The 23,828-nt window shown below is 53.3% G+C and carries 19 protein-coding genes; 5 read left to right on the top strand and 14 right to left on the bottom strand.

The window, feature by feature from the left end; translation table 11 throughout:
* Positions 1–2: 2 nt before the first annotated feature.
* Positions 3–2,441: an efflux RND transporter permease subunit gene (locus tag ACW9KT_RS00945; protein WP_457077492.1), complete on the bottom strand. Its 2,439-nt coding sequence runs from the start codon at positions 2,439–2,441 to the stop codon at positions 3–5.
* A 219-nt stretch (positions 2,442–2,660) separates the two neighbouring features.
* Here ACW9KT_RS00945 and ACW9KT_RS00940 point away from each other — a divergent pair, with 219 nt between their 5' ends.
* Positions 2,661–3,068: a hypothetical protein gene (locus tag ACW9KT_RS00940; RefSeq protein WP_457077491.1), complete on the top strand. Its 408-nt coding sequence runs from the start codon at positions 2,661–2,663 to the stop codon at positions 3,066–3,068.
* Positions 3,069–3,140: 72 nt separating this feature from the next.
* On the opposite strand, the gene ACW9KT_RS00935 is transcribed toward ACW9KT_RS00940, so the two are convergent.
* Positions 3,141–4,721, bottom strand: coding sequence for a glycine--tRNA ligase (locus tag ACW9KT_RS00935; protein ID WP_457077490.1), 1,581 nt, complete (start codon positions 4,719–4,721; stop codon positions 3,141–3,143).
* Positions 4,722–5,041: 320 nt separating this feature from the next.
* Between ACW9KT_RS00935 and ACW9KT_RS00930 the strand changes: the two genes are divergently transcribed.
* Complete coding sequence (locus ACW9KT_RS00930; protein WP_457077489.1) at positions 5,042–6,442, top strand: inorganic phosphate transporter; 1,401 nt, start codon at positions 5,042–5,044, stop codon at positions 6,440–6,442.
* 199 nt (positions 6,443–6,641) lie between these two features.
* Here ACW9KT_RS00930 and ACW9KT_RS00925 read toward each other — a convergent pair whose 3' ends face one another.
* The 11 genes from ACW9KT_RS00925 to ACW9KT_RS00875 form a co-directional block, all read right to left on the bottom strand.
* Complete coding sequence (locus ACW9KT_RS00925; protein WP_457077488.1) at positions 6,642–7,124, bottom strand: hypothetical protein; 483 nt, start codon at positions 7,122–7,124, stop codon at positions 6,642–6,644.
* 48 nt (positions 7,125–7,172) lie between these two features.
* Complete coding sequence (locus tag ACW9KT_RS00920) at positions 7,173–7,664, bottom strand: DUF4385 domain-containing protein (protein WP_457077487.1); 492 nt, start codon at positions 7,662–7,664, stop codon at positions 7,173–7,175.
* Positions 7,665–8,417: 753 nt separating this feature from the next.
* Positions 8,418–10,058: an Ig-like domain-containing protein gene (locus ACW9KT_RS00915; protein ID WP_457077486.1), complete on the bottom strand. Its 1,641-nt coding sequence runs from the start codon at positions 10,056–10,058 to the stop codon at positions 8,418–8,420.
* Between the two features lie 109 nt (positions 10,059–10,167).
* Complete coding sequence (locus ACW9KT_RS00910; protein ID WP_457077485.1) at positions 10,168–11,061, bottom strand: class I SAM-dependent methyltransferase; 894 nt, start codon at positions 11,059–11,061, stop codon at positions 10,168–10,170.
* A gap of 103 nt (positions 11,062–11,164) precedes the next feature.
* Positions 11,165–13,033: a tRNA uridine-5-carboxymethylaminomethyl(34) synthesis enzyme MnmG gene (mnmG, locus tag ACW9KT_RS00905; protein ID WP_457077484.1), complete on the bottom strand. Its 1,869-nt coding sequence runs from the start codon at positions 13,031–13,033 to the stop codon at positions 11,165–11,167.
* A gap of 198 nt (positions 13,034–13,231) precedes the next feature.
* Positions 13,232–13,723 (bottom strand): rRNA maturation RNase YbeY, encoded by a 492-nt coding sequence (gene ybeY / locus ACW9KT_RS00900; protein ID WP_457077483.1) that lies wholly within the window; start codon positions 13,721–13,723, stop codon positions 13,232–13,234.
* Positions 13,720–14,181 (bottom strand): ATP-binding protein, encoded by a 462-nt coding sequence (locus ACW9KT_RS00895; RefSeq protein WP_457077482.1) that lies wholly within the window; start codon positions 14,179–14,181, stop codon positions 13,720–13,722. The genes ybeY and ACW9KT_RS00895 overlap by 4 nt, the downstream gene beginning before the upstream one ends.
* A 44-nt stretch (positions 14,182–14,225) precedes the next feature.
* Entirely contained in the window at positions 14,226–17,645 is a 3,420-nt protein-coding gene (locus ACW9KT_RS00890; protein WP_457077481.1) for a DUF4175 family protein, read from the bottom strand.
* Between the two features lie 125 nt (positions 17,646–17,770).
* The gene (locus ACW9KT_RS00885) at positions 17,771–18,535 is read right to left on the bottom strand and encodes an exodeoxyribonuclease III (RefSeq protein ID WP_457077480.1); all 765 of its coding nucleotides are present in this window, start codon (positions 18,533–18,535) and stop codon (positions 17,771–17,773) included.
* A gap of 121 nt (positions 18,536–18,656) precedes the next feature.
* On the bottom strand, positions 18,657–19,013 hold the full coding sequence (locus ACW9KT_RS00880; protein WP_457077479.1) for a hypothetical protein: 357 nt from the start codon (positions 19,011–19,013) through the stop codon (positions 18,657–18,659).
* A gap of 2 nt (positions 19,014–19,015) precedes the next feature.
* Positions 19,016–19,393, bottom strand: coding sequence for a carboxymuconolactone decarboxylase family protein (locus ACW9KT_RS00875; RefSeq protein WP_457078557.1), 378 nt, complete (start codon positions 19,391–19,393; stop codon positions 19,016–19,018).
* Between the two features lie 137 nt (positions 19,394–19,530).
* On the opposite strand from ACW9KT_RS00875, the gene ACW9KT_RS00870 reads away from it, so the two are divergent.
* The 3 genes from ACW9KT_RS00870 to ACW9KT_RS00860 all read left to right on the top strand — a co-directional run bounded on the left by ACW9KT_RS00870 (position 19,531) and on the right by ACW9KT_RS00860 (position 22,293).
* The gene (locus ACW9KT_RS00870; RefSeq protein ID WP_457077478.1) at positions 19,531–20,139 is read left to right on the top strand and encodes a hypothetical protein; all 609 of its coding nucleotides are present in this window, start codon (positions 19,531–19,533) and stop codon (positions 20,137–20,139) included.
* Complete coding sequence (locus tag ACW9KT_RS00865) at positions 20,136–20,840, top strand: ComF family protein (protein ID WP_457077477.1); 705 nt, start codon at positions 20,136–20,138, stop codon at positions 20,838–20,840. The genes ACW9KT_RS00870 and ACW9KT_RS00865 overlap by 4 nt, the downstream gene beginning before the upstream one ends.
* A gap of 130 nt (positions 20,841–20,970) precedes the next feature.
* Entirely contained in the window at positions 20,971–22,293 is a 1,323-nt protein-coding gene (locus ACW9KT_RS00860; RefSeq protein ID WP_457077476.1) for a DUF2254 domain-containing protein, read from the top strand.
* Positions 22,294–22,487: 194 nt separating this feature from the next.
* Here ACW9KT_RS00860 and gldJ read toward each other — a convergent pair whose 3' ends face one another.
* Positions 22,488–23,753 carry a gliding motility lipoprotein GldJ gene (gene gldJ, locus ACW9KT_RS00855; RefSeq protein WP_457077475.1) on the bottom strand — a complete coding sequence of 422 codons (1,266 nt, stop codon included), beginning with the start codon at positions 23,751–23,753 and terminating at the stop codon, positions 22,488–22,490.
* Positions 23,754–23,828 lie beyond the last annotated feature (75 nt).

The raw sequence follows: 23,828 nt of genomic DNA, 5'->3' as shown, positions 1-23,828 counted from the left end.
AACTACGCTTCCGTACCTAACCGCTTCACCGTCATACGGCTAAGGTTGAGTTCGGAGTCGTCGTCTTCTTCGTGATAATCGTCGTCGTAGTGCTGGAGTAAGGATTTGTCGATGGTTTCGTCCTTGCCGTGCTCAAAGCTAACCAGCAAGCAAGGCAGAAGAATGAGGTTGGAGAAGTTCGTAATCAACAGGCTTGCCGACATCAGCAGACCTAGGGCCTTGGTGCCACCAAACTCACTGAAAGCAAACACGCTAAAGCCCAGAAACAGGGTAATGCTAGTATAAATCATACTAGTTCCCGCCTCACGCAAGGTAGTGCTGATGGCAGCCTTGACCCGGCGCCCATTCACGGCTAATTCTTGCCTGAATTTGGCTATTAGGTGAATTGAATTGTCGCCATCGATACCCAGGGCAATACTGAAAATCAGAGCCGTACTGGGTTTGAGCGGAATACCAAAGTAGCCCATCAGGCCCCCCGTCAGAATGAGGGTAACCAGGTTAGGCAGCAATGTAAAGAACACGGCCCGCAACGAACGGAACAGAATTAACACAACCAATCCAACCAGCGCGAAAGCAATCAGAATACTCTCTTTCAGAGTATTAATAAGGTATTCGTTGCCTTTGGTGAAGAGAATAGTCGTGCCCGTGAGCTTCACGGTCATGCCCGAGCCGTTGAAGATTTCTTGAATCTGGGGCTGAATCCGACGGGTGATCAGGGTATCGAGGTTGCGGGAACCGATATCAGCAATCTTAAGGGAGATGCGCGCCCGTTGGCCCGTAGAGTCGGTGAAGGAGCGCAATAGCTTGTCGCTCATCGGGCCGTTGGCCGATTTTTGCCCCCTAGAGCTGGCTAAGTACCGCAGAATGAAGTTTTTCTCCGAGTTATCGGGTAGGCGATAATACTCGGGGTTGTCGTTGTAGAAAGCTTGAGTAGAAGCTTTGAGGAAAGTAACAATGCTAACCGGCGACGAGAGCACGGGCTGGGTGCGCAGGAATTTCTCCAAACGGTCTATCTTCTCTAAGTTCTTAATCTTGAGAATGCCCTGCTTCTTACCCGTGTCAACCACGATTTCCAAGGGCATAATTCCGTTGAAATGCTGCTCAAAGAACTTTAGATCACTATTTACGGAGCTTTCACTAGGCAAATCGTCTACCATATAAGAGACGGATTTGATTCTTGTAATACCCAATAACGAAATGGCCACCAGACCCGCTCCAATTAGGTAGACTGTGCCGCGGCGCTCCAATACCAGGTGCTCGAAGAACTCCAGCAGCTTGGTTAGCGGCTTAGCATCTAGGTGCTCCAGTTGCTTGGGCGTGGGCGGTGGCAGGTACGTGAATACCGCCGGAATCAGGATGAAAGAAACCAGAAAAGCCACGAAAATATTGATCGTAGCAATCAGTCCGAACTGATACAGGATAGCAATATCGGTGAAGCAAAACACGAAAAAGCCGATGGCCGTGGTCGTGTTATTCATTAAGGTTACCAACCCAATTTTGCGCACCACGCGCGTCATGGCCAGTATTTGATTACCTGATTTGCGGTAATCATAATGGTAGCGCGAGAGTAGGTAGGTACAGTTGGGAACCCCGATAACGATGAGAATGCTGGGAATCAGGCCAGTAAGCAGGTTGATTTTATACCCCAACAGCACCATGGTACCCACGCACCATATCACCACCACCAGCACTACCAGAATGGGGAAGATAACGGCAGCCCATGTTCGGAAAAACATGAACAGAGTAGCGGCCATCATGAGCACCGTGAGCAGCACGAAGAACTTCATTTCGGCCGCCACTTTCGTGGTCATGGTGGAGCGCACGTAGGGCAGGCCAGCGTAGTGCAGCCGAATGCCGGTTTTCTTGCTGAATGCCTCCGCGTGGCCCAGTATATCATTCATCACGGCCTGCCGGCGCGAGGAATTCAAATACTTGGGATCCATGGTGAGGGCCAGCAGCGTGGCGCCCGTAGTGGGCGAAATGAGTTGGCCTTTGTAAAATTCTACCCGATGCACTTCCCGCATCAAGCTATCCAGCTCGCGTTGGGTTTCAGGGGCTTTTGCAAAAATGGGAATGGCCTTAAACTGCTGGGTAGCGGTGTCTTTGCGCAGAGCTAGCACCTTCGTCACCGACAACACACCGTTGACGCCTTCTACCGCGGCCAGCGTGTCAGTAAGGTTGCGCAGCTCGGTGAAGTTGCCCAGCTTATACACACTGCTGTCCTGCAAGCCCAGCACGAGCACGTTGCCGTCCTCGCCGAAGGTCTGCTTGAATTGCTGAAAGTAGACCACGTCTGGGTCATTCGGACTCACAACCTGGGCAAAGTCGTAGGTCATTTCTACGTCTTTGGCTTTCCAGGCCATAAATACAGTCATCACGGCTATGAGCAGGATAAGAATCCGCCGCTGCTTGATGACGAAAAGCGCAAGAGAGCTCCACATAGGCCGTTAAAATGCAGCAAAGGTACGCAATGCCTGGTAGGTAGTTAGCCTACAACCATTGAAACTGCGACGGCCTCGGGCAACTGATCAGCATGCATTTGAATCTTTCAACTTGAATTTTTGTAAACGAAGGCAGGCCAATCTGCGTATTAGTCCGTCTAACGCAATTTTTGCCCCCCAATGCCGTTTTGAATGCTGGCTTGCCAGTGTTCCGCTTCCATGATTTTGTACCAAACTCCTACCGTCTCTCTTGCTTATCATGCTGCTACTGCTACCATGCAGCTGCAGTATGCGGCGGCTTCATTGGCGGAAACTTTTGAAAAAGTATATCAGCTAGCGCTTGAAGCTATGCACAATTTGGGTGTGGATAAGTTGCTCCTAGATCTCAAACGCAACGCGCCGCCGACCGACGAAGACGAGGAATTTCTACTGGCGCCCATCATGCGTTATTTGCCGGCTAACTCATCGCGCCCACTTTTCATCGCAGCTTTACTCTCCGAAGGTCAGTATCAGCACCAGATGGGTTGCTACTCCCCTTCCTTCGACCGCGCTTTTGCCCCCCAGCAAGTGGAGTTCAACTACTTTACCTCTCGCCGCGAAGCCACCGACTGGCTGAGTGACAATTAAGATATTAGTAGTGCACAAAAAAGCCCCCCGAAGCAGTTCTGGGGGCTTTTTTATGCACTACTAATATCTTAATTACAGCTTCTCAAAAATGCGCTTTAAGCTGACGGCCTCGCCAATGTAATTGCGCAGCTCACTGATCGGCATACGGGTTTGCTCGCGGGAGTCGCGGTGACGCACGGTTACGGTGTTGTCTTCCAAAGTCTGGTGGTCTACGGCAATGCAGAAAGGCGTACCAATCAAGTCCTGGCGGGTGTAGCGTTTGCCGATGGCGTCGCGCTCCTCGTATACGAGGCGGAAATCGTGGCGCAGCTCGTCAAAGATTTCGGTGGCTTTTTCGGGCAAGCCGTCCTTACGTACCAGCGGGAAAATGGCGGCTTTCACCGGCGCCAAAGCTGGGTGCAGACGCAGCACGGTGCGGGTTTTGGTTTGCTGCTGCTCGCCCTCCCCTTCTGTGATAGTTTCCTCGGTATAAGCCTGGCAGAGCGTGGCCAGGAACAAACGGTCGGCGCCCACGGAGGTTTCCACTACGAAAGGCACATAGTTACCATAGGCCTTGCCGTTCTCGTCGAGGTCGTTGTCGAAGAACTGCTGCTTTTTGCGGCTTAAGGTTTGGTGCTGGGTTAGGTCGAAGTCAGTGCGGGAGTGAATGCCCTCAATTTCCTTGAAGCCGAAAGGGAATTCAAACTCAATGTCCACGGCGGCGTTGGCGTAGTGAGCTAGCTTGTCGTGGTCATGAAAGCGCAGCTTTTCAGCGGGCAGACCTAGAGCCTCGTGCCAGCGCTTGCGAGTTTCTTTCCACTGCTGATACCACTCCATCTCGGTGCCAGGGCGTACGAAGAATTGCATTTCCATCTGCTCAAACTCCCGCATGCGGAAGATGAACTGCCGAGCCACAATCTCGTTGCGGAAAGCTTTACCGATCTGAGCAATACCGAACGGAATCTTCATCCGCGCCGACTTCTGTACATTCAGGAAGTTCACGAATATGCCCTGAGCCGTTTCGGGCCGCAGGTAAATCATGGTCGAGTCGCCCTCCACCGAGCCTACTTGCGTCGAGAACATCAGGTTGAACTGGCGCACTTCGGTCCATTTAGTGGAGCCAGTTTCTGGTTCACCTATCTCTAAATCCTTAATAGTCTTTTGCAGTACTTCCGGTGTACCAAGAGAAAGGCTATGAGTAGCATCCTGAATTTTGCCTTCAATAGCCGCTATCTCTCCTGTTGTATCCCAGGGCATGCCTTCAACAGGTACTTTCCCTTCTTGCTCTTTTTCTAAAGCTCTCTTTCTCTTGCTAAGCTCATCTATTTTATTTTCAATAAGCTGATCGGCGCGGTAGCGCTTCTTCGAGTCCAGGTTATCAATCATGGGGTCAGAAAAGCCGTCGACGTGGCCGCTGGCTTTCCAGGTGAGCGGGTGCATAAAGATGGCCGCGTCGATACCCACCACATTCTGGTTGAGCTGGGTCATGGCCCGCCACCAGAGTTGCTTGAGGTTGTTTTTCAGCTCTACGCCATTAGGGCCGTAGTCGTACACGGCCTGCAGGCCATCATAGATTTCGGACGACGGGAATACGAAGCCGTACTCCTTGGCGTGGGCCACAATGTCCTTTAGCTGGGTATTTTCGAGAGAGGGTTTCTGCGTCGGATTGCTCATGCGGGCAAAGATAGTTCGCCAATTCAACTGATAAGCGGGAAAATGCAGATTCATAACGCACTGCTCCTTGTACTAGGCGTATGCTTGAGTCGAATTTGCCCCCCGGCAGCGGGTCCAATTTTTCTCCGGGTGAGTTGACTGCTCACCCGGCCGCTTGCGTATCGGGTCCTTTACGCATGCTGATGTTGCCCACAAATTCGCTTCCTTCGGCAACCTGATGACTGCCGGCGCACGATGTCCGGTAACAATTTGATAATCTTGCTCCGTTTTTGGTGGCATTACCTTTGGGCGCCCATTTTTTTGTACCTATTTCCCCTCCTATGTTTGGCTTAGAGCCTCAAGTGCTATTCCTGCTATTGCTTTGTTTGGTAGCAGCCTGCGCTTTCGAGTTTGTCAATGGCTTCCACGACACGGCTAATGCCGTCGCGACGGTCATTTATACTAATACCCTGCGTCCCTGGGTGGCCGTTATCTGGTCGGCCTTCTGGAATTTCATCGGCGTATTTGCCGGTGGTATTGCCGTGGCTATGGGTATCGTTTATCTGCTGCCTGTCGAGAGCTTAGTAGATCAGAATGTGTACCACGGCATTGCCATGGTGGGCGCCCTTATTTTGTCGGCTATCCTTTGGAACGTGGGCACCTGGTACTACGGTATCCCCGCTTCTAGCTCGCACGCGCTTATCGGTTCTATTCTGGGTGTGGGTATTGCTTTTTCGCTGTTGCCCGAGTCGAGCGGGGCGGCCGTAAACTGGAGTAAGGCCGGCGAAACCGGCGTGGCGCTGCTGGTTGGGCCGCTGTTCGGCTTCACGCTAACTATTCTGCTCATGTTTATTCTGCGCCGCTTTGTGCGCAACAAAGCCATCTTCCGGGAGCCTCACAAGCGTAAGCCCCCACCCCTCTGGATTCGCCTTATTCTGATTGTGACGTGTACGCTGGTGAGCTTTTTTCACGGCTCCAACGACGGGCAGAAAGGCGTGGGCCTTATTATGCTGATCCTTATTGGCATTGTACCGACCTTCTTTGCGCTTAATGATGACCTGAACCCTTTGGATATGCGTGCCTCTTTGGCCAACGTAGAGCAAGTGGTTCAGAGAATAGATCCTGCAGTTTTGAGCTCCGAAGACCGCAAAACGCTGGCTGATATTCAGACGCAAACTAATGCCCTGGATAGTGTCTTCGTAGGCAAAACCAGTGTGCGCCAGCTTCCTCAAAATGCTCGCTTCGAGATTCGTAAAGCTATTCTGCTCCTCGACAACCGCACTAAAAAGCTACTAGGCAGCGAGCAGCTTACCCTAAGCACCGCCGACCAAGCCACTTACCGCGCCGGCATCACCGACCTACGCACCTACACCGATTATGCCCCGTGGTGGGTGCTGCTTATGGTGTCTACTTCCTTAGGAGTCGGCACAATGGTAGGCTGGCAGCGTATCGTTAAAACTATTGGGGAGCGCATCGGTAAAGAGCACCTGACCTATGCTCAGGGTGCATCCTCGGAGTTGGTAGCGGCCAGTATGATTGGCGTTTCTACAGCTATTGGTTTGCCTAGCTCTACTACTCACGTACTGTCATCGGCCATTGCTGGCTCCATGGTAGCCAACCGTGGTGTTAAGAACCTGAATCCACAGATGGTGCGCAACATTGCGTTGGCTTGGGTGCTCACACTGCCCGTCACGATGGTATTATCTGGTGCGCTGTTCTTGTTCTTCCGAGCCATCTTGTAGCGCTGAGTCCATCTTGCTTATAGCCAAAAAAGCCGCCCTTTATTGGGGCGGCTTTTTTGGCTATGTGCTTTTCAACATCTATTGTGGAAAACCCCCTAGGGAGCATTTTTCACTTAAAACATTGTGTAAAGTAGCGACAAGACAGTTAGTTATCCACTTTTCCACAGGGTTAATCAAAGCTTTTGTGGATAACTATCAGCTAGCTTGGCCACTGTACCTCTAGGTCATCGGATATAAACACTCCGAAGTTGACAAACTGTAACTCATCTTCATCAAAGTATAAGTCAATCATCTCCTTCTCGTAAGAGAGGCGCACTTCGCCGGTTTCCATACGCTCCGTCTCTGGATTGTCGTAGCCGTGGCGGCGCATCAGGTCCTCAATTTCCGCTTGCTTCTTGCCGTGGATTGGCTCACCAAATAGACGCAAGCCCGGGTGGTCCGTCTCGATGCAGCTCAGGCGGTAGTCGTCTTCGCGGTCGAAGTAAAGCGAGTAGCCTTCCTCTAGGTAGTTCCAAGCTTGGTGCTCAAACTCGTCGTCATCCTCCGACTCTTCAATTTCTTCAGGCTCGCCCATGAGGGCACGCACCTCGTCCATAGTAGCCCCAAACTTGAGGGGCCCCATGCCGGTGCCTAGGGTTATTTCGTTTTCTTCCATGCTGGTTGGTTGATCGGGCCGTTTCATAGCCGTGGCGGTGTAGTTCAACTTTAGATAAAGGTAGGAATCTGTTGCTCACTTGCCGTAGCGAGTTTGAAATTCGGTACGCTGGCGTTCGTACTCGGGGTGGTGTTTAGCTTCATCCCACTTCTGCTTGAAGATGGCAGCGGCAGCGGCCTTTTCAGGGTCCTCAGGAGCACGGGGTAACTCGGCCCTACCGTGGGCTCCACTTTGGCCTCTCTTATCGGCTGGCACGGGCCCATCGTACTTTTTGCCCCCTCGATGATTCGCGTAGCGCCGGGCCCGCGTGAAGCCCATTTGCAAAAACTTGCGGGCCATATCAGCCCCGATAAAGTCCTCATCCTTCAGATAGGCTAAAAACAGCTTATAAATGAGCTCCGACGACTCCTTAGCCACCTCCGGGGTACGAAAGCGCCAGTGCGGCAGAATCTCCGATTTATAGGGCTCTACCAGTAACACGCCCTGCTCGCCCTTACCCACACGGTACAGCTCCGGCTGACGCCGAAAATCAACTGTTTTAAAATCGAGGGTATAGTCGAAGGGCATGACGGGCGCAGGCGGGCATGACTGCTGTATACGCCAGAAACCGGGAATTGAGTTGTGGAGCTTTTTTGGCCGCCGGCGGATTTATCCACAGGGTTAATAACTTTTTAAAAGAAATTTTAAGAAATCTTTTTTTAATCCCCCACCATTAGGGCTGTGCATAAGTTGATAAGATTTGAGAGTTATTAACAGGGCTGAAAACTTGTGTACAACCCTGGGCTTATGCACCAGCTATCAACAGGGTGTGTGGATTATAACTCTCTGTTTGATAGAAAGATAACTGCATTATTCACAATCCACAGCGTTATCCACGAATCCACAATTCACACCTAATGTGCATTGTGGATTAGGTTCTTTTTGGGGAGAAGTTGTCCACCCTTATCCACAGCCGAACTGTGCTGTGTTGGCTTCCAGACCTGCAACAAAACTTGTCCGCAACTTCTCCACGAGTTATCCCCACATTACGCCACTATTATCCACAGATTACCTTCAGGTTTAGCGCTCCGTGGATAACCTCGTGCATAAGCGTGTGGAAAACCACAAAAATGCCCCCAGCTAAGTAGAACGCAGATGTTGAGTTGTGGATAGCCTAGTCCGCCCGCTCATACCAGCCGAAGTCAAACGCAACAGCGGCGTGAAGTCGCCACGGAGCGGAAGCCTTCTGTGGGCAGATGTTGGAAATTATTCCTTCATCGGCTTGCGCAGGGGCTTTAGCTCCGTGGCGACTTCACGCCGCTCTCATTAAATGCGGTTGAACTAGAAGGTTATGTTTTCCTCCTGCTCCCAGTTGGCGCGTATGTCCAGCTTTTTGGGGAAGATGTACACAGGTTCAGCGGGAAGCCGAAACTGTGGGTCGCCGCCGCGCCAGGTACCGTCGGCATCAGCATCGATGAGCACCCGTATCCTATAAGTGCCGGGCGCGATATTAGAGAATACGTACCGATTCTTAGGACTATCGAGCACCGCTACGGGCTGATAATTGGCATCAACAAGCTGAATCTGATAGCTCTTATACTTAGTTTGGATAGCTCCCGACAAGGTGCCGGTTTGGGCCTGCTCACTCACGCGCAGCCGTAGTGGCCGTAAGCCCAGCGACTGCCCCGTAATGCTGACAATGGCGGTGCTATCGAGGATTACGCCCACCGTTTTTCGGGCTTTCGAATTCAACTTAATCGTGAGGCGAGTGCGATCAGGGCTAAGGGTAGCATCCTGAGGAATGCGCAAAGGCCGCCGCGCAGTAGAATCCTCTACGAGCGTACCGAAAGGCTGATTGGGGGGCAAAATGACGGGCTCCGTGAATAGAAACCGCAGCTGCCCTTGGTAATACACTTCCTGCGGATTGCCCTCTACTGTGTAGGCCGGGCCGCGCCGGGCCGGAGCATTGCCCTGAAAGCGCACATTGATTGTATCACGACCCACGTTGCCAACGCTGTCGGTAGCCGCTAGCACATACCGGCCTTCGGTAAGCGCGGCCGTTTTGAAAAGTACCACTGATTTCCCTTGCTCAGCCACTTGCACAGCGTTATTCAACTGCGCCAACGCGGGCGCTGCAAGCGCCGGAGCAGCGCCTTCTGGCAACGGCGTCAGTACGGCTTGGCGTACCCCCTCATTGTATGTTACCTGAAACTGCGTAGGACCTGGTTTGCGACCGGTGGCCAAGGGGCGACGGGCATCGGGCCGCACCAGCACCAAGCGTACCGAATCGAGGCCGGGCGCTACAGTCAGGAGCTCGGGCAGGTAGGCTATCTTCTCCCCTTCCTCGTAGCGGCGCGTGTTGTTTTTGTCTTGCAGAGCAAAGAGCCGGTAGCGGCCATCGCGCAGGTTCTGAAAAGAGTAAAGTCCCTTATCATCAGTCCGAGCTAGGTAATAAGGGCGTCCCCGCCGGATGTTGGCGGTATCGGCCTCAGGGTACAGCATAACGGCTGTTTCCTTGGCAATGCCACCTGTCAGCAAGTCTCTCACGCTGCCAAATACCCGCCCCGAATCAAGACTGGCGCCGGTACTAAAGCTAAGCATCACATTAGGCGCAACATTGCTTTCTGTGATATCGGTAATGGCAGTACCGAAGTTGAACGAGTAAGTGGTGTTTTTCTCGAATGGTTTTTCGAAAGTGAGCGTAATACCGCCTTTATCTTCCCGCACCTGGTACTTATTCTCATCCGGAATAACGGGCGCGATGATCAGGTTCTTCTGCAAGTCCTTTAGCTGCACCGTCTCCGAGAACTCTAAGCGAATACTGCGCTGAGTAACGTTGCGGGCTCCTTGCTCGGGCGAGGTACGCACCAGCTTTGGCGCTTCTACATCCTTAGGTCCGCCTTGGGGTGAGCCAACTGACGCGCACCCACTCACTCCACCTACAAGTCCCAGTAAAAACAGCAAATGAGCGCGTACAGACATCAAAGGTGATTATGTGAAATGGTGATTTAGTGAGCGGGTGATTCAGTGAGTAAACAGTTACTGTTATGCAAGCCTAACGACTAACTCATTAAATCACTCACTCACTATTTTACCGCTTAGCAGCTACGTAAATTAAGCTCGAATATTGCCCTTCGTGCTCAGCGGCGTACTGATTGGACTTGTAGCCAGCTTTCAGCACGCTCAATAATCCACCCTGGCGCTCGGCCCGATGCTTTTCGCTGAGCATGCTCACGTAGTAAGCATCTAGGGGCAGCGGCAATGTTTCCCGCACCACCAGCTTGTGCTTTTTGAGCAGCTGGGTCATGGTTTTGGGGCTGAAATGGTAGAGGTGGCGGGGCACATCGTAGGCGGCCCAATCCTGGCGGTAGTGCTGGGCGTCGAAGCTTTCCACATTAGGCACAGCAATTATCAGCACGCCGTCGGGCTTGAGTAAACCGATAAGCTGCTTGAGCGTGCCGGTCAGCTCGTGCACGTGTTCAAGCACATGCCAGAGCGTAATGGCATCGAACGATTCGGCAGAAAAGCCCCCCAGATCGTCTGCGCCGATGGACTGACCTACGCGGCGCGTGGCTTCTTCGCGAGCCCGCGCATTGGGCTCCAGGCCGGCTACCTGCCAGCCATTGGAGCGACAGGCTGCGAGAAAATGGCCCGTGCCACAGCCATAATCCAAGATTTTTCCTTTGCGGGGGGCTTTTTTATTCAGCAACGCCACCTTGCGCCGCATGGTAAAAAAACGCGCGACTTTATAGGCTTGGTTGATGACGCCCTGGGCTCCGCTGTTGTGCGACACGTACTCGTCCGATTCGTAGTAGCGCCCGATATCGGCCGCACCGGGCCGCGGGTTCGTGAACTGAAAGCCGCAGCTCTCGCACTGCACAATGGCGAAGCTCTCCTTGCTGACCGACTTATCTTCTACGACCAGCTTGTTGCGAAACTCGCTTTTGCCGCACACCGGGCAGGCTGACAGACGTTCGTAGGACACGTTATGTTAATTAAGAATGAAGAGTGAAGAATAAAAAGTGAGGAATGAAAATCAGGCTTCGCACCATAATTTTCATTCCTCACTTTTTATTCTTCATTCCTTTTTACCGGCCAAGATAAACCATCAATACCGAAATATCAGCCGGCGATACGCCGCTGATGCGGGCGGCTTGACCGATGGTTTCGGGCTGTACACGCAGAAGTTTCTCGCGGGCCTCGTGCGACAGGGCGGGCATTTGCTTGTAGTCCAGGCGGCCCTGAATCACAAAGTTTTCCAACTCGCCTACGCGGGCGGCCTGCAAGTGCTCCTTCTGAATATAGGATTCGTACTTGATGGTAATAATGGCCTGCTCCAAGCTGTCGGGCCGGTATTGACCGAGCTCCAGGGCCAGCGTGGGCAGGTGACGCGTGAGTTGCTCCAACTCTACATTGGGCCGGCGCAGCAGGTTTATGGCCCGCGTTTTCTCACTGATGGTGGCCGAACCCAGTTCCGTCAGCAAGCCATTTATTTCTGCCGGCTCGATGGATTTCTTCTGTAGAAACTCAACTACCTCTACCGTTTCGCGCTGCTTTTGGGCTACGCGCTGCATGCGCTCTTCCGAGGCCAAACCTAGCTCATAGCCCAGCGGAGTAAGGCGCAAGTCGGCGTTGTCTTGGCGGAGCACGATGCGGTGCTCGGCGCGGGAAGTGAACATGCGGTAGGGCTCGTCGGTGCCTTTGTTTACGAGGTCGTCGATGAGCACGCCGATGTAGGCCTCACTCCTTTTCAGGACGAAAGGCTGCTTGCCGTGTACGCGGTTGTGGGCGTTGATGCCCGCCATCAAACCTTGACAGGCGGCTTCCTCGTAGCCCGTGGTGCCGTTGATCTGGCCCGCGAAATAGAGGTTGCGCACGCGCTTGGTTTCCAAGGTCAGGTTGAGCTGAGTGGGCGGGAAAAAGTCGTATTCAATGGCGTAGCCGGGCCGGAACATCTTGGCATTCTCGAAGCCCGCAATCTTGCGCAAGGCTTGGTACTGCACATCCTCGGGCAGGGAGCTGCTAAAGCCGTTGATGTACATTTCCACCGTGCTGCTGCCCTCGGGCTCCACAAAAATCTGGTGACGATCCTTGTCGGCGAAGCGGTTGATTTTGTCCTCCACCGACGGGCAATAGCGCGGCCCCAAACCCTTGATGCGGCCCTGGAACATCGGCGACTTCTCGAAGCCCGTGCGCAGGATTTCGTGCACCTCGGGGTTGGTGTAGGTGATGTAGCACGGGCGCTGCTTCACCAGCGTGGGCGTATCGAGGAAAGAGAAGCGGCCGGGTATTTCGTCGCCGGGCTGCTCTTCCATTTTGGAGTAGTCGAGGGAGCGGCCATCCACGCGGGGCGGAGTACCGGTTTTCATGCGGCCGGTTTCAAAACCCAACTCAATCAGCTGCTCGGTAATACCGGAGCTGGCTTTCTCGGCTGCCCGGCCCCCGCCAAACTGCTTTTCACCAATGTGAATCAAGCCATTGAGGAAAGTACCATTGGTAAGCACCACGGCTTTGCCACGAAACTCTACACCCAAGGCCGTGCGCACGCCCACTACCGTATCATTCTCAACTAACAAACCAGTTACGGCTTCCTGCCAGAAGTCCACGTTCAGTGTTTGCTCAAGCGTCAGGCGCCACTCCTCGGCGAAGCGCATCCGGTCGCTTTGGGCGCGCGGGCTCCACATGGCCGGGCCTTTCGACCGGTTCAGCATCCGAAACTGAATCATGGTCCTGTCGGTCACAATGCCACTTTGCCCCCCAAGGGCGTCTACTTCGCGCAGAATCTGACCTTTAGCTACCCCGCCCATCGCCGGATTGCACGACATCTGAGCAATGGTGTTCATGTTCATGGTCACGAGCAGCACCTTGGAACCCAAGTTGGCGGCCGCGGCGGCGGCTTCGCAACCCGCGTGGCCGGCTCCTACTACAATGACATCGTAATCTTCTTGCTGAAACATGGCTGGGGGGCTTTTTTAGCTGTTAAAAGCAACAGCTAAGAGCTGACATGGGAAAAGCGCCGTAGGGCGCATGTGCTGAGTTATAGCCGACAACGACAAACGCGCCGTAGCGCGTTCCTCCAAACGAAAAAACCGCCGCCGTTCAAAACGGCCTGCGGTTTCCTGGTAGTTATTCGGAAAAAGGATGAGGCAACTTGCTCAGAACGTGCGCAAAGATAGGCAGTAATCCTCTTTTTTGCGCATGGCCGTCTGGCTGAGCAGGTCTTTGTCTTGGTAGCCCAACAAGTGCAGCATGCCATGAATCATGACGCGGTGCAGCTCGTCGCAGAAAGGTACGCCTAGCTGCTCGGCGTTTTCCCGCACCCGATCTACGCTGATAAAAATGTCACCCTCAATGATGTCCGACGTGTCGGCGTTGTCAAAAGTGATGACATCGGTGTAAGTATCGTGGTCGAGATACTCGACGTTGACCCGATGTAGATACTCATCAGAGCAGAAAATGTAGGTAAGCTGCACGATTTCATGTTCGTGCACTTCGGCAATGCGCGCAATCCAAGCCGTCAGGGCTTCGGCTTCGGCTAGCTCGAAGGTTACATCTTCTACAATAAATTCAATGCCGTGTACCTCGTGCGACTGCTCGGGCAGGCCGTTGTTCATTTCGTCCTCGGTACCAGGCGGGTGTTGGTTCATGCCGCGTTATGATCGGTAGATAACGTATCGGAGTCCGACACTTCCATATCGGAAGTGGGCGCCAGCAAGAAAGTAAGCTGCACATTGCGGCCTTCTTTCTGAAACTCCACCTCGTCGGCGAGATGGCGAATCAGAAAAATACCGCGCCCACCCGGATTTTCGAGGTTTTCGGGAGCCGTTGGGTCAATCAAATTATTAAAATCGAAGCCGTCGCCCTGATCTTCCACTTCGAATTTGATGCGGTCGGGGGCTACTTGCAGCGACAGATACACGTTCTTGTCCTTATCGAATTTGTTGCCGTGGCGAATGGCATTATTGACGGCTTCCGTAACGGCTACCATAATATTACCATAGATATCATCTTCAATATCAAAGGTATCCTTTGAATTGTCGATGAAGCTTTCTACCACGCGAATATTCTCAACAAGCGACGGAATCTGAATTTTAACCTGCTTCATAGTAAAAGTAAGAGGGGGGCAGCAGCGGTAAAAGTAGCGAGGAGCTACTTCATTTTCTGAAAATATTCACTTACCTCACGCTGATAGTACGGCGTAAGGGCAGGCGGTACCGTACGAAGTAGCTCGGTTTGCCGCTCTTTTTGCCGCTTATATTGTTCAAAAGCGGGTGGAAAAACGGGTGGCTTTGCTTGGGCAGTCTGTGCTTCCCGCTTGTCATCTAGGTCCCGCTCCCGGGCCGATTTCTCGGCTTCCAGCAAACGAGTCAGGATTTGGCGTTGGCGCATAACTGTTTCCTCCGTCAGCCGCTTGTTTACGAGGTCGGTTTCGGTTTGTTCCATTAATTTTTTCAGGTCGCCGGTGCCGCCCTGGCCTTCTTGGCCTTTGCCTTTTTCCCCCCCAGACTGCTGCTGCATTTTATCCAGTTCCTTAAGCGCCTCGCGGAGCATTTGCTGCTGGCCAGCCAGCTTCGCCAGTTCCTCTGACAACTCCCGCCCCTGCTTACCGCTCTGCTGCAATTGCTGAATCTGCTGATTGAGTTGTTGCTGCATACGGCCCATCTGACCTTCACCGGCAGACTGGCCTTTCTTTTTCTTCTTACCCGGCTTGCCGTCGCCCTGTTGGTTCTGTTGGCTTTGACGCTGCTGCTCCTGCATTTGCTGCAAGGCATCGTTGAGCATGAGGGCCAAGTTGTTCATGCTGGTCATGGCCAACTGTTGACTATTGGTTGCGCGAGGCACATTGCGCTGCCGAATCTGGTTCAGCGACTCGTCCATCTGATTGTTCATCTCCCCTACTTCGCGGGTCACGAAGCTCTGAATCTGAAATACCTTTTTGGCTAGCGTATATAGGGAATCCTGCACAATGGCCGCGTCGTCCTTAAGCTTGCGCTGGGTTTGGCCTAGTTGCACAAAGCGCGGATCGGTCTGGTCTACCTGGCGGAAGTCTTTCATTAAGCCTTCCTGATCAAAGCTGATTTTGAGCAGGTTTTCGAGAATGTCGCGCAGGCTGTCAATGTTTTCTTGCTGCTTGTCGCCCTCTTCTTGCTCTTGCTGCTCACGCATCTGCTGCGCCATTTTCTCCATTTTCTGGGCGGCGCTTTGCTGACTCTGGCTGGCTTTCTGGTTCTGGTTTTTGCCGAGCTGCTCCTGGCTGTCCTGCATGTCCTCTTCCACCTGCTGCTGCTGTTCTTTCATCTCGTCGGCGCCATTTTCGCCATCGAGCTGGTCATCCAGCTTTTTTAGGTCTTGGAGGTCTTTTTTAACGTCGTTGAACTCCTGCTTTTGCTCAGCTTGCTGCTTTTGAAGCTCCTGCTGCTTTTGTTGCTGCTGGGGGCCTTTTTGCTGCGACTTATCGTTCTGCTGGGTTTGCTCAGCCAGCTTCTGTTGTTCTTTGGCTAGCTCATCAAGCTTGTTGATAACGTTCTCCTGCTTTTGCTCAAACTGAAGCTGCTTGAACATTTCGAGCGCTCGCTCCAGCTCTTTCTGCAAGGTGTTTTCCTTGTTTTCGAGTTGTTGCAGCAGCTTCTGCATCTCGGGCTGAGTTTGGTCCTGTTGCTTTTCCAGTAGCTTTTGCAGCTCTTCATACAGCTTCTTCGTCTCAGGGTCGAGCAGGGTTTCCATCAGCTTTTCCAGCTCCTTGGCTTTCTCCGCTAGCTCCTGGCTTTTGGGGTCGAGTTGGTCCTGGCGCTGATTCATCTCCTCAAACATCTTTTTCATGTCGGCCAGCTGCTGATCCATCTGCTGCTTTTGCTCCAACATGTCTTGTAGCTGCTTGCGGTCCTGAAAGTTCAGCTCACGCTTGGTCTTGAGCTTATCCTCGGTTTTGGCTAGCTCCCGCTCCAGCTTCTTTGACTGCTCCGACGACTTGCTCAACTGGTTCTGCACCGACTGGGACTGGGCATTCAGCTGCTCGCGCAGCTCCTTGCGGGCTGGCAGCTTAAACTCGGCGCTGCGCGTACGGGCACTCTTAGGCCCACGCACGCCATCATTATCCCATACCTGTACAAAGTACTCCAGCCGATCGCCGGGCTTCATATTGAGGCTCGACAAGTCCCACTGGTAAGCGTACGCCTGCGAAGGCCCACTTTCCAGGGGCAATGCCCGCGTCTTGTAGCCAGCAGCCGGATTGGCCTTGCCCGCCGACACGCGGTAGTGCAGCTGCAGGCGCGTAAAGCCATAATCATCGCGCAAATTGCCCCCCAGCGCTAGGTAGCGGAGCGAAGTTGTATCGGAGAAGGCTTCCAGCGTTATTTCGGGCACCTGATCCGGAATGGCCGTGATTTGATACTGAATAGGGTCACGGTTAAGACTGGCCGCGTTGCGCAAACGCACGGCGTATTCCTGACTGCGCATGATGCGGCGCGAAGCCTGAAATTGGTCGTCGTTTGCCGTAGCAGTTACGGTCTCATCGGGGTTTTTGAACAGTAATTGTAGTTCGTCGGTGGCCGTGGTGGCAAATTCCCAACGCACGGTGCTGCCTTCGGGCACCGTGAGGTTGCCACTATTGCGAATGGTTTCGGTGGGCTTGCCAAGGTAAGTTGGATAGGCCACACGCACCACAAAATCCCGCAGGTCGGGGCGGGCGCGCACGGTTAAGTCGTAGTCCTCGGAGGTGAAGCCGGCCCCGACGAGCTGAAACTCCGTGTTGCGCTGCAGCTGCCGAAACTCGTAGCTGTAGCGGTTACCGGCGCCGGGCACCTTGGTCAGGCGCTGCTCGCGGCCGTTGTAGCGGATGTTGATTTCGTTAGGCAGGGCCGCGCCTTCTACCCGCACCTGCAGCTTAAAGTCTTCGTTGCGAAAGGCTTGCAGGTTTTTATTCTCAATAATAAACTCAAACGGCGCAGGTGGCGAATACGCCCGGCGGTAGTTTAAAATCCGCCCCGTACCCTGCACAAACAAGCTTGGATACACAAGCAGCACACCCAATACAATAGCCGCCGGAATGGCCACGTATTTCCACAGCGGCCGGCTTTGCTCCTTTATTTTGATGCCTTCGCTAAACTCCAAGCCCGTAAACTGGGCTGCCCGCTGCTCCAAACTGGCTGCAATCAACGCATTCTCGCGGGCCTGCCCTTGCAGTTGCAAAGCGTTCAGAAGCTTGTCCTGCACCTGCGGGAACAACTCGCCCACGCGTTGGGCGGCCTGCTCGTCGGAGAGCAAACGGCGCAGGTTGGTGAGGGCCGCCAGGGGCTGCCAGATCCAGTGCATGAAGGTGTAAACCACCAACCCTAAAAAGCCGAATAGCAATCCGCCCCGCACCCAGGTAGGCAGGTAGAGAAAGTATTCCAACAGGCTCAGCACTAGAAACAGCGTCAGCAAAAGCCCCCCAGCCACCAGCGCACCGCGCACCAGCAGACTTAGGTAAAATTTGCGCTTAAACGCATCGAGCTGACCGAGCACCTGTTGTAGGGCTGGCAGCGGAGTAGTTGGAGTCGCGTTGATATCTGACACGGATTCTTCCTTCACAAGGTGTAAAACGCCTTTCCGGGCTGAGGAAAGATACGCATTAAAGCCGCGTATGGCTCGCACCAACGCCTAGTTCTGGAACGACAACCGCCGGGGGGCAATTTGTTCCAAACTCAAGCATAGGCCTAGGTTAGTTCAACTACGGCCGGACAATGGTCGGAATGGACCACATCGGGCAAAAGACCAGCGCCCGCCAAGCGTGGTTGCAAAGCGTCATCAATGAGCAGATGATCGAGGCGCCAGCCCACGTTGCGGGCCCGCGCTCCCGCGCGGTAGGTCCACCACGAATAGTGTCCTACCGCGTCGCCGTGCTGGTGGCGGAAAGAATCGGTAAAGCCATCGGCCAGGAAGTCGGCAAACCAGCGTCGTTCCTCGGGCGTGAAGCCCGTGCTGTTCTGGTTGGCTTTGGGATTGTGCAGATCTATTTCGCGCTGGCAGCAGTTGAAGTCACCCACGATAACGAGAGGCGGCAGCGTGGCACGCAACTCTCGCACGTAGCTGCGGAAAAAGTGCAGCCACTCAACCTTAAATGTCTGGCGCTCTGCACCGCTGGTGCCGGAGGGCATGTAGGTATTCAGCACCGAAAAATCGTCGAAATCGAGGCGTAAAACCCGGCCTTCGCAATCATAACACTCCGTGCCGCACCCAACATCTACATGGTTAGGCTTAAGCTTAGAAAACGTAGCCACGCCGCTGTAGCCAGGCTTGATGGCCGGATGCAGGTACGCGTGGTAGCCCAGCGCCTCGAAGCCCGACACATCAAGTGGCTCGCGGCCGGCTTTTATTTCTTGTAGGCAAAGTATGTCGGGCGCTGCCTCGCGCACCCAGTCAAGCAGGCCTTTACTCAATGCTGAGCGCAAGCCGTTGACGTTATAACTGATGATCTTCAAAGGTGAAATAGTGAGGTGATGATTTAGTGAAATGGTGATTTAATGAGGTGATGAGGTTCCTGTTATTACTGCGCATGTCGAAAGACAAACTCACCATTTCACCACCTCACTATTTCACCTTTTACTCCTTCATCCATTTATCAAAATACTCTAAGATGTGCCACTTCAGCATGCGCTCCTGCTCTTTGAGGTTGGCAAACGGTACTGGCCGCAAGAGCTTGTAGTGGGGCCAGCCATCCTCATCGACGCTCTCCAGCTCGTAGTGGCCCGAGAGGCTGAAGAGCCGGCAAGTAGCAATGTGCATCAGGTCTTGCTTCTGCTCTTTAGTGAACGGCCCGGCCCCCTGACCAAGTTCCTGCACGCCAATAAGTAGCAGCAAGGCGTTCAGATCAGGTTTTTTGCCGAAACGCTCACGCATCTCATTCATCAGCTGCCACCAGCGAGCCTCAAATTCGGCTTCGGTTTCCTGCGCGTCCATGCTTAGGCGCCGTGGGTGTGGGGCGGAGCGGCGGTTACGGCCTCTTCTTTCAATGCTTCCCAATATTCCACCGCCCGGCGGAAGTGGGGAATCACGATGCTGCCGCCGATGAGGTTGGCAATGGCAAACACCTCGTAGATTTCCTCATCATTGATGCCTTCCTCGTAGCACTTGCCCAGGTGATACTTGATGCAGTCGTCGCAGCGCAGCACCATGGAGCAGGCCAGGCCCAGCATTTCCTTGGTTTTTACATCAATGGCGCCAGCTTGATAGGTGTTGGTATCGAGGTTAAAAAAGCGCTTAATAACCTTGTTGTCAGCCGCCATGATCTTTTCGTTCATGCGGGCCCGGTAGTCGTTGAATTCGGTGACGATACTCATATTGGTTTGGGGAAAGAAGTCGAGGTGAGAATTGATAACACGAAAGTAGGCAGAAAAGCCCCGGCTAGCAGCTCCATCGTGCATCGGGTCCGTTACCTTACTCGTCCCTTGGTTTAGATGTTTCTACTGTTCTGACTATGCGTATTATGCGTTTGTGGCGGGTTTTCCTGATGGTGTTTCTGGGCGCCACTTTCTTCACCTCCGGCATGGCCAAGCTCTACGCCGGCCACCACTTTCCCGGCTGGATTGGTCCGGTGTGGCTGATTGAAAAGCTGCAAGCCTACCAGCTAAGCATGTATGCGGCTTTCATCGCACTTAGTCAGGTAATAACAGGCTTTTTGCTGCTTACGCGCCGATTTTGGTTGCTAGGAGCAATTGGCTTGGTGCCCATGCTAGCCAATATTCTCCTAATCACCATCTCCCAACAATGGGGGGCTACCTCGTACATAGTGGGGGCGCTTTTACTGATGAATCTGGCTTTATTGGCCTCGGAGTATCCACGTCTGCGGGTGCTTTGGGCTGATGTACCCTACGCTCCTCAAACTACCCGCCCCGCCCCTACCCTGCCGGGCCACTTGCTTTGGTCGCTGGGCTTCGTCTTAACTTTGGCGGCCGTTCTAGTTTCGTACCATGCGTTGAGCGTAAGCTACTGGCTGGTAGCAACTGGTTTACTTTTGGCCTGGCTTAGCCCCGTAGTCGACCGCCGGCAAACCGTGGCCACGTTTTTGCCCCCCAGCGCCTCATGATTCGTACTACGCTGGCCGACTTTGTATCCCTGATTTTCCCGCAAGTCTGCTTGGCTTGCACCGAGTCCTTAGCCCGCGGCGAAGACCATATCTGCACGGGCTGTCGGGCTCAGCTTCCTTATACCGACTACCACAAATTGTCCCCCAATGACAATCCGCTAGCTCGTAAGTTCTGGGGTAAGCTACCGGTGCGCCATTCTCTAAGCTACCTACGGTTTTTGCGGCGCGGTCGAGTGCAGCATCTTTTGCATCAGCTCAAATACCAGGGGCAACAAGACGTTGGGCGGGTGCTTGGCCGCTGGTACGGCGCCGAACTCTCCGACTTCGGCTTAGCCTCGGAGTTCGACCTGATTGTGCCCGTGCCCCTGCACCCACGCAAACTGGCCAAGCGAGGCTACAATCAGTCGGACAGCTTTGCGGAAGGTTTGTCCTTGAGCCTAAACGTGCCGTGGAATGCTACCGCGTTGCGCCGCAACGAACACACGGCTTCTCAGACGCGAAAGAACCGCACAGAGCGCTGGCAAAATGTGGCCGAGGTATTTGAAGTGGCTGCCCCAGAAAGTGTTCTGGGCAAGCGCATTCTCGTCGTTGATGACGTGCTGACCACTGGCGCTACGCTGGAAGCCTGTGCAGCCGCGTTGCTGGCTGCCGGGTGTAGCCAAGTGAGTATTGCTACTATTGCCTGCGCCGAGCACTCGTAAGTGCTTTCAAGTGATGCCTCTTGTATATTAATTTGAACTAAGATAACCATCTGATAAACAGAGATTAATCTTAGTAGGCAAGCAAAGCGCGACTATAACACATTTACTATTTAAGCAGTAGGTAAAGCGCATGAATCTATTTACGCGCTTTTGGCTGAGCATAAACGCAGGTTTATGGTTTTTGCCTGCACTAATGATTTTCCTTTGGCTGGCCATGGCCTACGGGCTAGTATTTATAGACAGTACCATCGACCACGGCTGGGAAAGAAATTATCCACTGCTATTTGGTGCCGGTGCCGAAACTGCCCGTAGTATGTTGTCCGCCCTGGCTACCTCTATGATTACGGTAGCAGCGCTGACCTTCACGCTCACGCTTACTACCCTGGCGCAGGTGTCAAGTCAGTACTCACCACGCGTGGTCTGGATTTTTATGCGCGACCGGGGCAATCAGCTGGTCCTGGGCTCGTTTTTGGGCAATTTTGCCTACTGTCTGGTGGTGTTGCGCAGTATTCACGCTAATAGCGAGCAGGACTTTGTTCCCTCATTAGCGAATGCCTTCGCGGTCGTGCTGGCTCTGCTTAGCATTGGAGTACTTATCTTCTTTATTCATCATATTGCCTTTTCTATCGAAGCCTCCAACATAGTGCATCATATAATGCATGACACTAAGAAGGCTATGAAGCATCTTTTTCCGACAGAAGCTGGTCAGGCAGCCGATAATGCTGAAGATCAGGATTTGGATGAGGGATCAGGGGAACGGGAGTGGCGCATCATACCGGCCTTGGTTACCGGTTACCTGCAAAGCGTGGATGAGAAAACGCTGCTGCGCGTGGCTCGCGAGCAGGAGTGCATAGTACGTATGGAGGTAGCCCTAGGCAGCTTTGTAGCCGAAGGCTTAGAGCTAGTGTCAGTAGCACCTTATAAGGCTAAAGATATTCCCGCCAGTGTGGATCAGCAGCTACATCAAGCATTCGTGATCGGTAATCAGCGCACTATTGAACAGGATGCTGGCTTTGGGCTGCGGCAGATTGTGGATATAGCTCTAAAAGCTCTCTCGCCCGGCGTCAACGACACGAGCACAGCCATTATTTGCGTTGACCACTTAGGAGCACTGCTGGCTTATGCTGGTCCCCGCAGCTTCGGCGCGCGTCTAAGGTCTGAACCGTTACAGGATCGGGTGTTATTAATTACGCAACGGCCTGTTTTTGCCGATTACGTTACCACTTCGTTTGATCAAATTCGTCTCAGCGGCGCAGCTAATGTTGCTGTGCTGCTGCGCCTGCTCAATGCCTTAGGAATGATAGCTAAGCATACTCCAGCGCCCGCCCGTCGCCGGGTGCTACAGCAGCAGTGCGAGCTGATTGCCGAGGCGGCTAAGCATAAGCTCGACACTGAATACGAACGGGAGCAGGTGTGTCATTCTTTAGCCAAAGTGCGCCCACTGTTAGCCTAACGGGCTATCGACTTCGCCAACAGCTTTGTCTATAGCAGATTCATTCTGGTCTTTAGTACAATGAGGCCCTGGACTAGAACTGTATTACAAATCATTTGAGCAAAAAAAGCCCCCCAGATTACTTCTGGGGGGCTTTTTTTGTTTCGACTAACTGGTTGATACATTCCAGCCAACTTAAGGCCGGAAGAATCAGACTATTTGTTTGAGCCGGCGTTGATCATGGCGCAACGGAAGCCGATAGCAGCAGTAGCTGAATCTTCGGCCATGAAGCGGCGCGTACCAGGCGATAACCAGTAAGCTACATCTTTCCACGAGCCGCCTTTGTAAACACGCACGTGGTCGTCGATAAGAGACTGGTAGCCTTTCTTGTCGTAGCCAGTGCTACTGCCGTTGCCCGATTCGGCTGGGTCAAGGAAGCCGTTGCGACGGAAGGGGTTCAAGTCTTCCACATCTTCGAAGGACAGCGGACGGTAAATGTCCTGTACCCACTCGTTTACGTTGCCAGCCATATTATACAGGCCGTAGTCGTTCGGAGGGTAGTTGTAGATGTACTCCGTAATCATGGCGCCATCGTTCAGGCTACCGGCAATACCGGCGTAGTCACCGCGGCCACGCTTGAAGTTAGCCAGGAACTGGCCCATCTTCTTACCATAAGGGTTACGTACCTGGCGACCATCCCAAGGATAGATACGCTTGTTCTCCTGGTTCTCGTTGCCTACTTCTTGAGTACCTACGAGAGCCTGAGCGGCATATTCCCATTCAGCTTCTGTGGGCAGACGGTAGTTAGGAAGGGTGTTACCATCCTCAATGGAAGGCTTGGTAGATTCTACACCTTCAGCAGAATCACCTGCATCTGCGTTTTTATTCTTTTTGCGACCGAACAGGCCACCACCTGATTTCTTGGTAGAACCGCCGCTAGCCAGCGTCTCGTTTACTTTGGCCGTACGCCACGTGCAATAGTCGTTGGCTTGCAACCAGCTAACACCCACTACGGGGAAGTAGCGGAAGCCGGGGTAACGCAGATAATAGTCTACGTATGGGTCGTTGAAAGACAATTCACGCGCCCAAACGGCGGTGTCAGGCAAAGCCGACTGATAGAATTCTTCAGCGGAGTCTTTGCGCACAAAGTGCAGATACTCCAGCCAGTGAATGTTGGCTACCTCAGCCTCGTCCATGTAGAACGATGCGATGGTAACCGTACGCTCCACGTTATCGCGGGTCATGGCTACGTCCTCTTCGGCTGAGCCAAGAACAGTACGGCCGCCCTCAATGAACACCAAGCCTGGACCCTCTGGAATACCGGCGTAGTCGGATACCTTCATGCCCTCCTCGGTGTTGTACTCAATGCCCGTAGTGGAGCTGTACTTACCAGGTTTAGTGGCGGTTGGCGCACCTTTGCTGCAGGCAGCCAACGCGCAGGCTCCCACGATGGCAAAGCGTAAGTATTTGGAAAGATTCATGATGAAATAGAAACTACCTGAGAGAAAATGATTTGAAGAAGGTAATTCGACGCAAGGTACTGATTTATACTGTTT

The sequence above is a fragment of the Hymenobacter sp. HD11105 genome, from assembly GCF_054051685.1.
Note: the sequence above shows the minus strand (reverse complement) of the source record. Positions and strands in the feature narration are given on the sequence as shown.

What these genes read in the sequence shown, in the direction of transcription:
- ACW9KT_RS00935 (WP_457077490.1), bottom strand. Translation starts at nt 4,721, where the DNA reads ATGAGCAATCCGACGCAGAAACCCTCTCTCGAAAATACCCAGCTAAAG.
- ACW9KT_RS00940 (WP_457077491.1), top strand. Translation starts at nt 2,661, where the DNA reads ATGATTTTGTACCAAACTCCTACCGTCTCTCTTGCTTATCATGCTGCT.
- ACW9KT_RS00930 (WP_457077489.1), top strand. Translation starts at nt 5,042, where the DNA reads ATGTTTGGCTTAGAGCCTCAAGTGCTATTCCTGCTATTGCTTTGTTTG.
- ACW9KT_RS00945 (WP_457077492.1), bottom strand. Translation starts at nt 2,441, where the DNA reads ATGTGGAGCTCTCTTGCGCTTTTCGTCATCAAGCAGCGGCGGATTCTT.
- ACW9KT_RS00895 (WP_457077482.1), bottom strand. Translation starts at nt 14,181, where the DNA reads ATGAAGCAGGTTAAAATTCAGATTCCGTCGCTTGTTGAGAATATTCGC.
- mnmG (WP_457077484.1), bottom strand. Translation starts at nt 13,033, where the DNA reads ATGTTTCAGCAAGAAGATTACGATGTCATTGTAGTAGGAGCCGGCCAC.
- gldJ (WP_457077475.1), bottom strand. Translation starts at nt 23,753, where the DNA reads ATGAATCTTTCCAAATACTTACGCTTTGCCATCGTGGGAGCCTGCGCG.
- ACW9KT_RS00865 (WP_457077477.1), top strand. Translation starts at nt 20,136, where the DNA reads ATGATTCGTACTACGCTGGCCGACTTTGTATCCCTGATTTTCCCGCAA.
- ACW9KT_RS00860 (WP_457077476.1), top strand. Translation starts at nt 20,971, where the DNA reads ATGAATCTATTTACGCGCTTTTGGCTGAGCATAAACGCAGGTTTATGG.
- ACW9KT_RS00880 (WP_457077479.1), bottom strand. Translation starts at nt 19,013, where the DNA reads ATGGACGCGCAGGAAACCGAAGCCGAATTTGAGGCTCGCTGGTGGCAG.
- ybeY (WP_457077483.1), bottom strand. Translation starts at nt 13,723, where the DNA reads ATGAACCAACACCCGCCTGGTACCGAGGACGAAATGAACAACGGCCTG.
- ACW9KT_RS00920 (WP_457077487.1), bottom strand. Translation starts at nt 7,664, where the DNA reads ATGCCCTTCGACTATACCCTCGATTTTAAAACAGTTGATTTTCGGCGT.
- ACW9KT_RS00915 (WP_457077486.1), bottom strand. Translation starts at nt 10,058, where the DNA reads ATGTCTGTACGCGCTCATTTGCTGTTTTTACTGGGACTTGTAGGTGGA.
- ACW9KT_RS00875 (WP_457078557.1), bottom strand. Translation starts at nt 19,393, where the DNA reads ATGAGTATCGTCACCGAATTCAACGACTACCGGGCCCGCATGAACGAA.
- ACW9KT_RS00870 (WP_457077478.1), top strand. Translation starts at nt 19,531, where the DNA reads ATGCGTATTATGCGTTTGTGGCGGGTTTTCCTGATGGTGTTTCTGGGC.
- ACW9KT_RS00925 (WP_457077488.1), bottom strand. Translation starts at nt 7,124, where the DNA reads ATGAAACGGCCCGATCAACCAACCAGCATGGAAGAAAACGAAATAACC.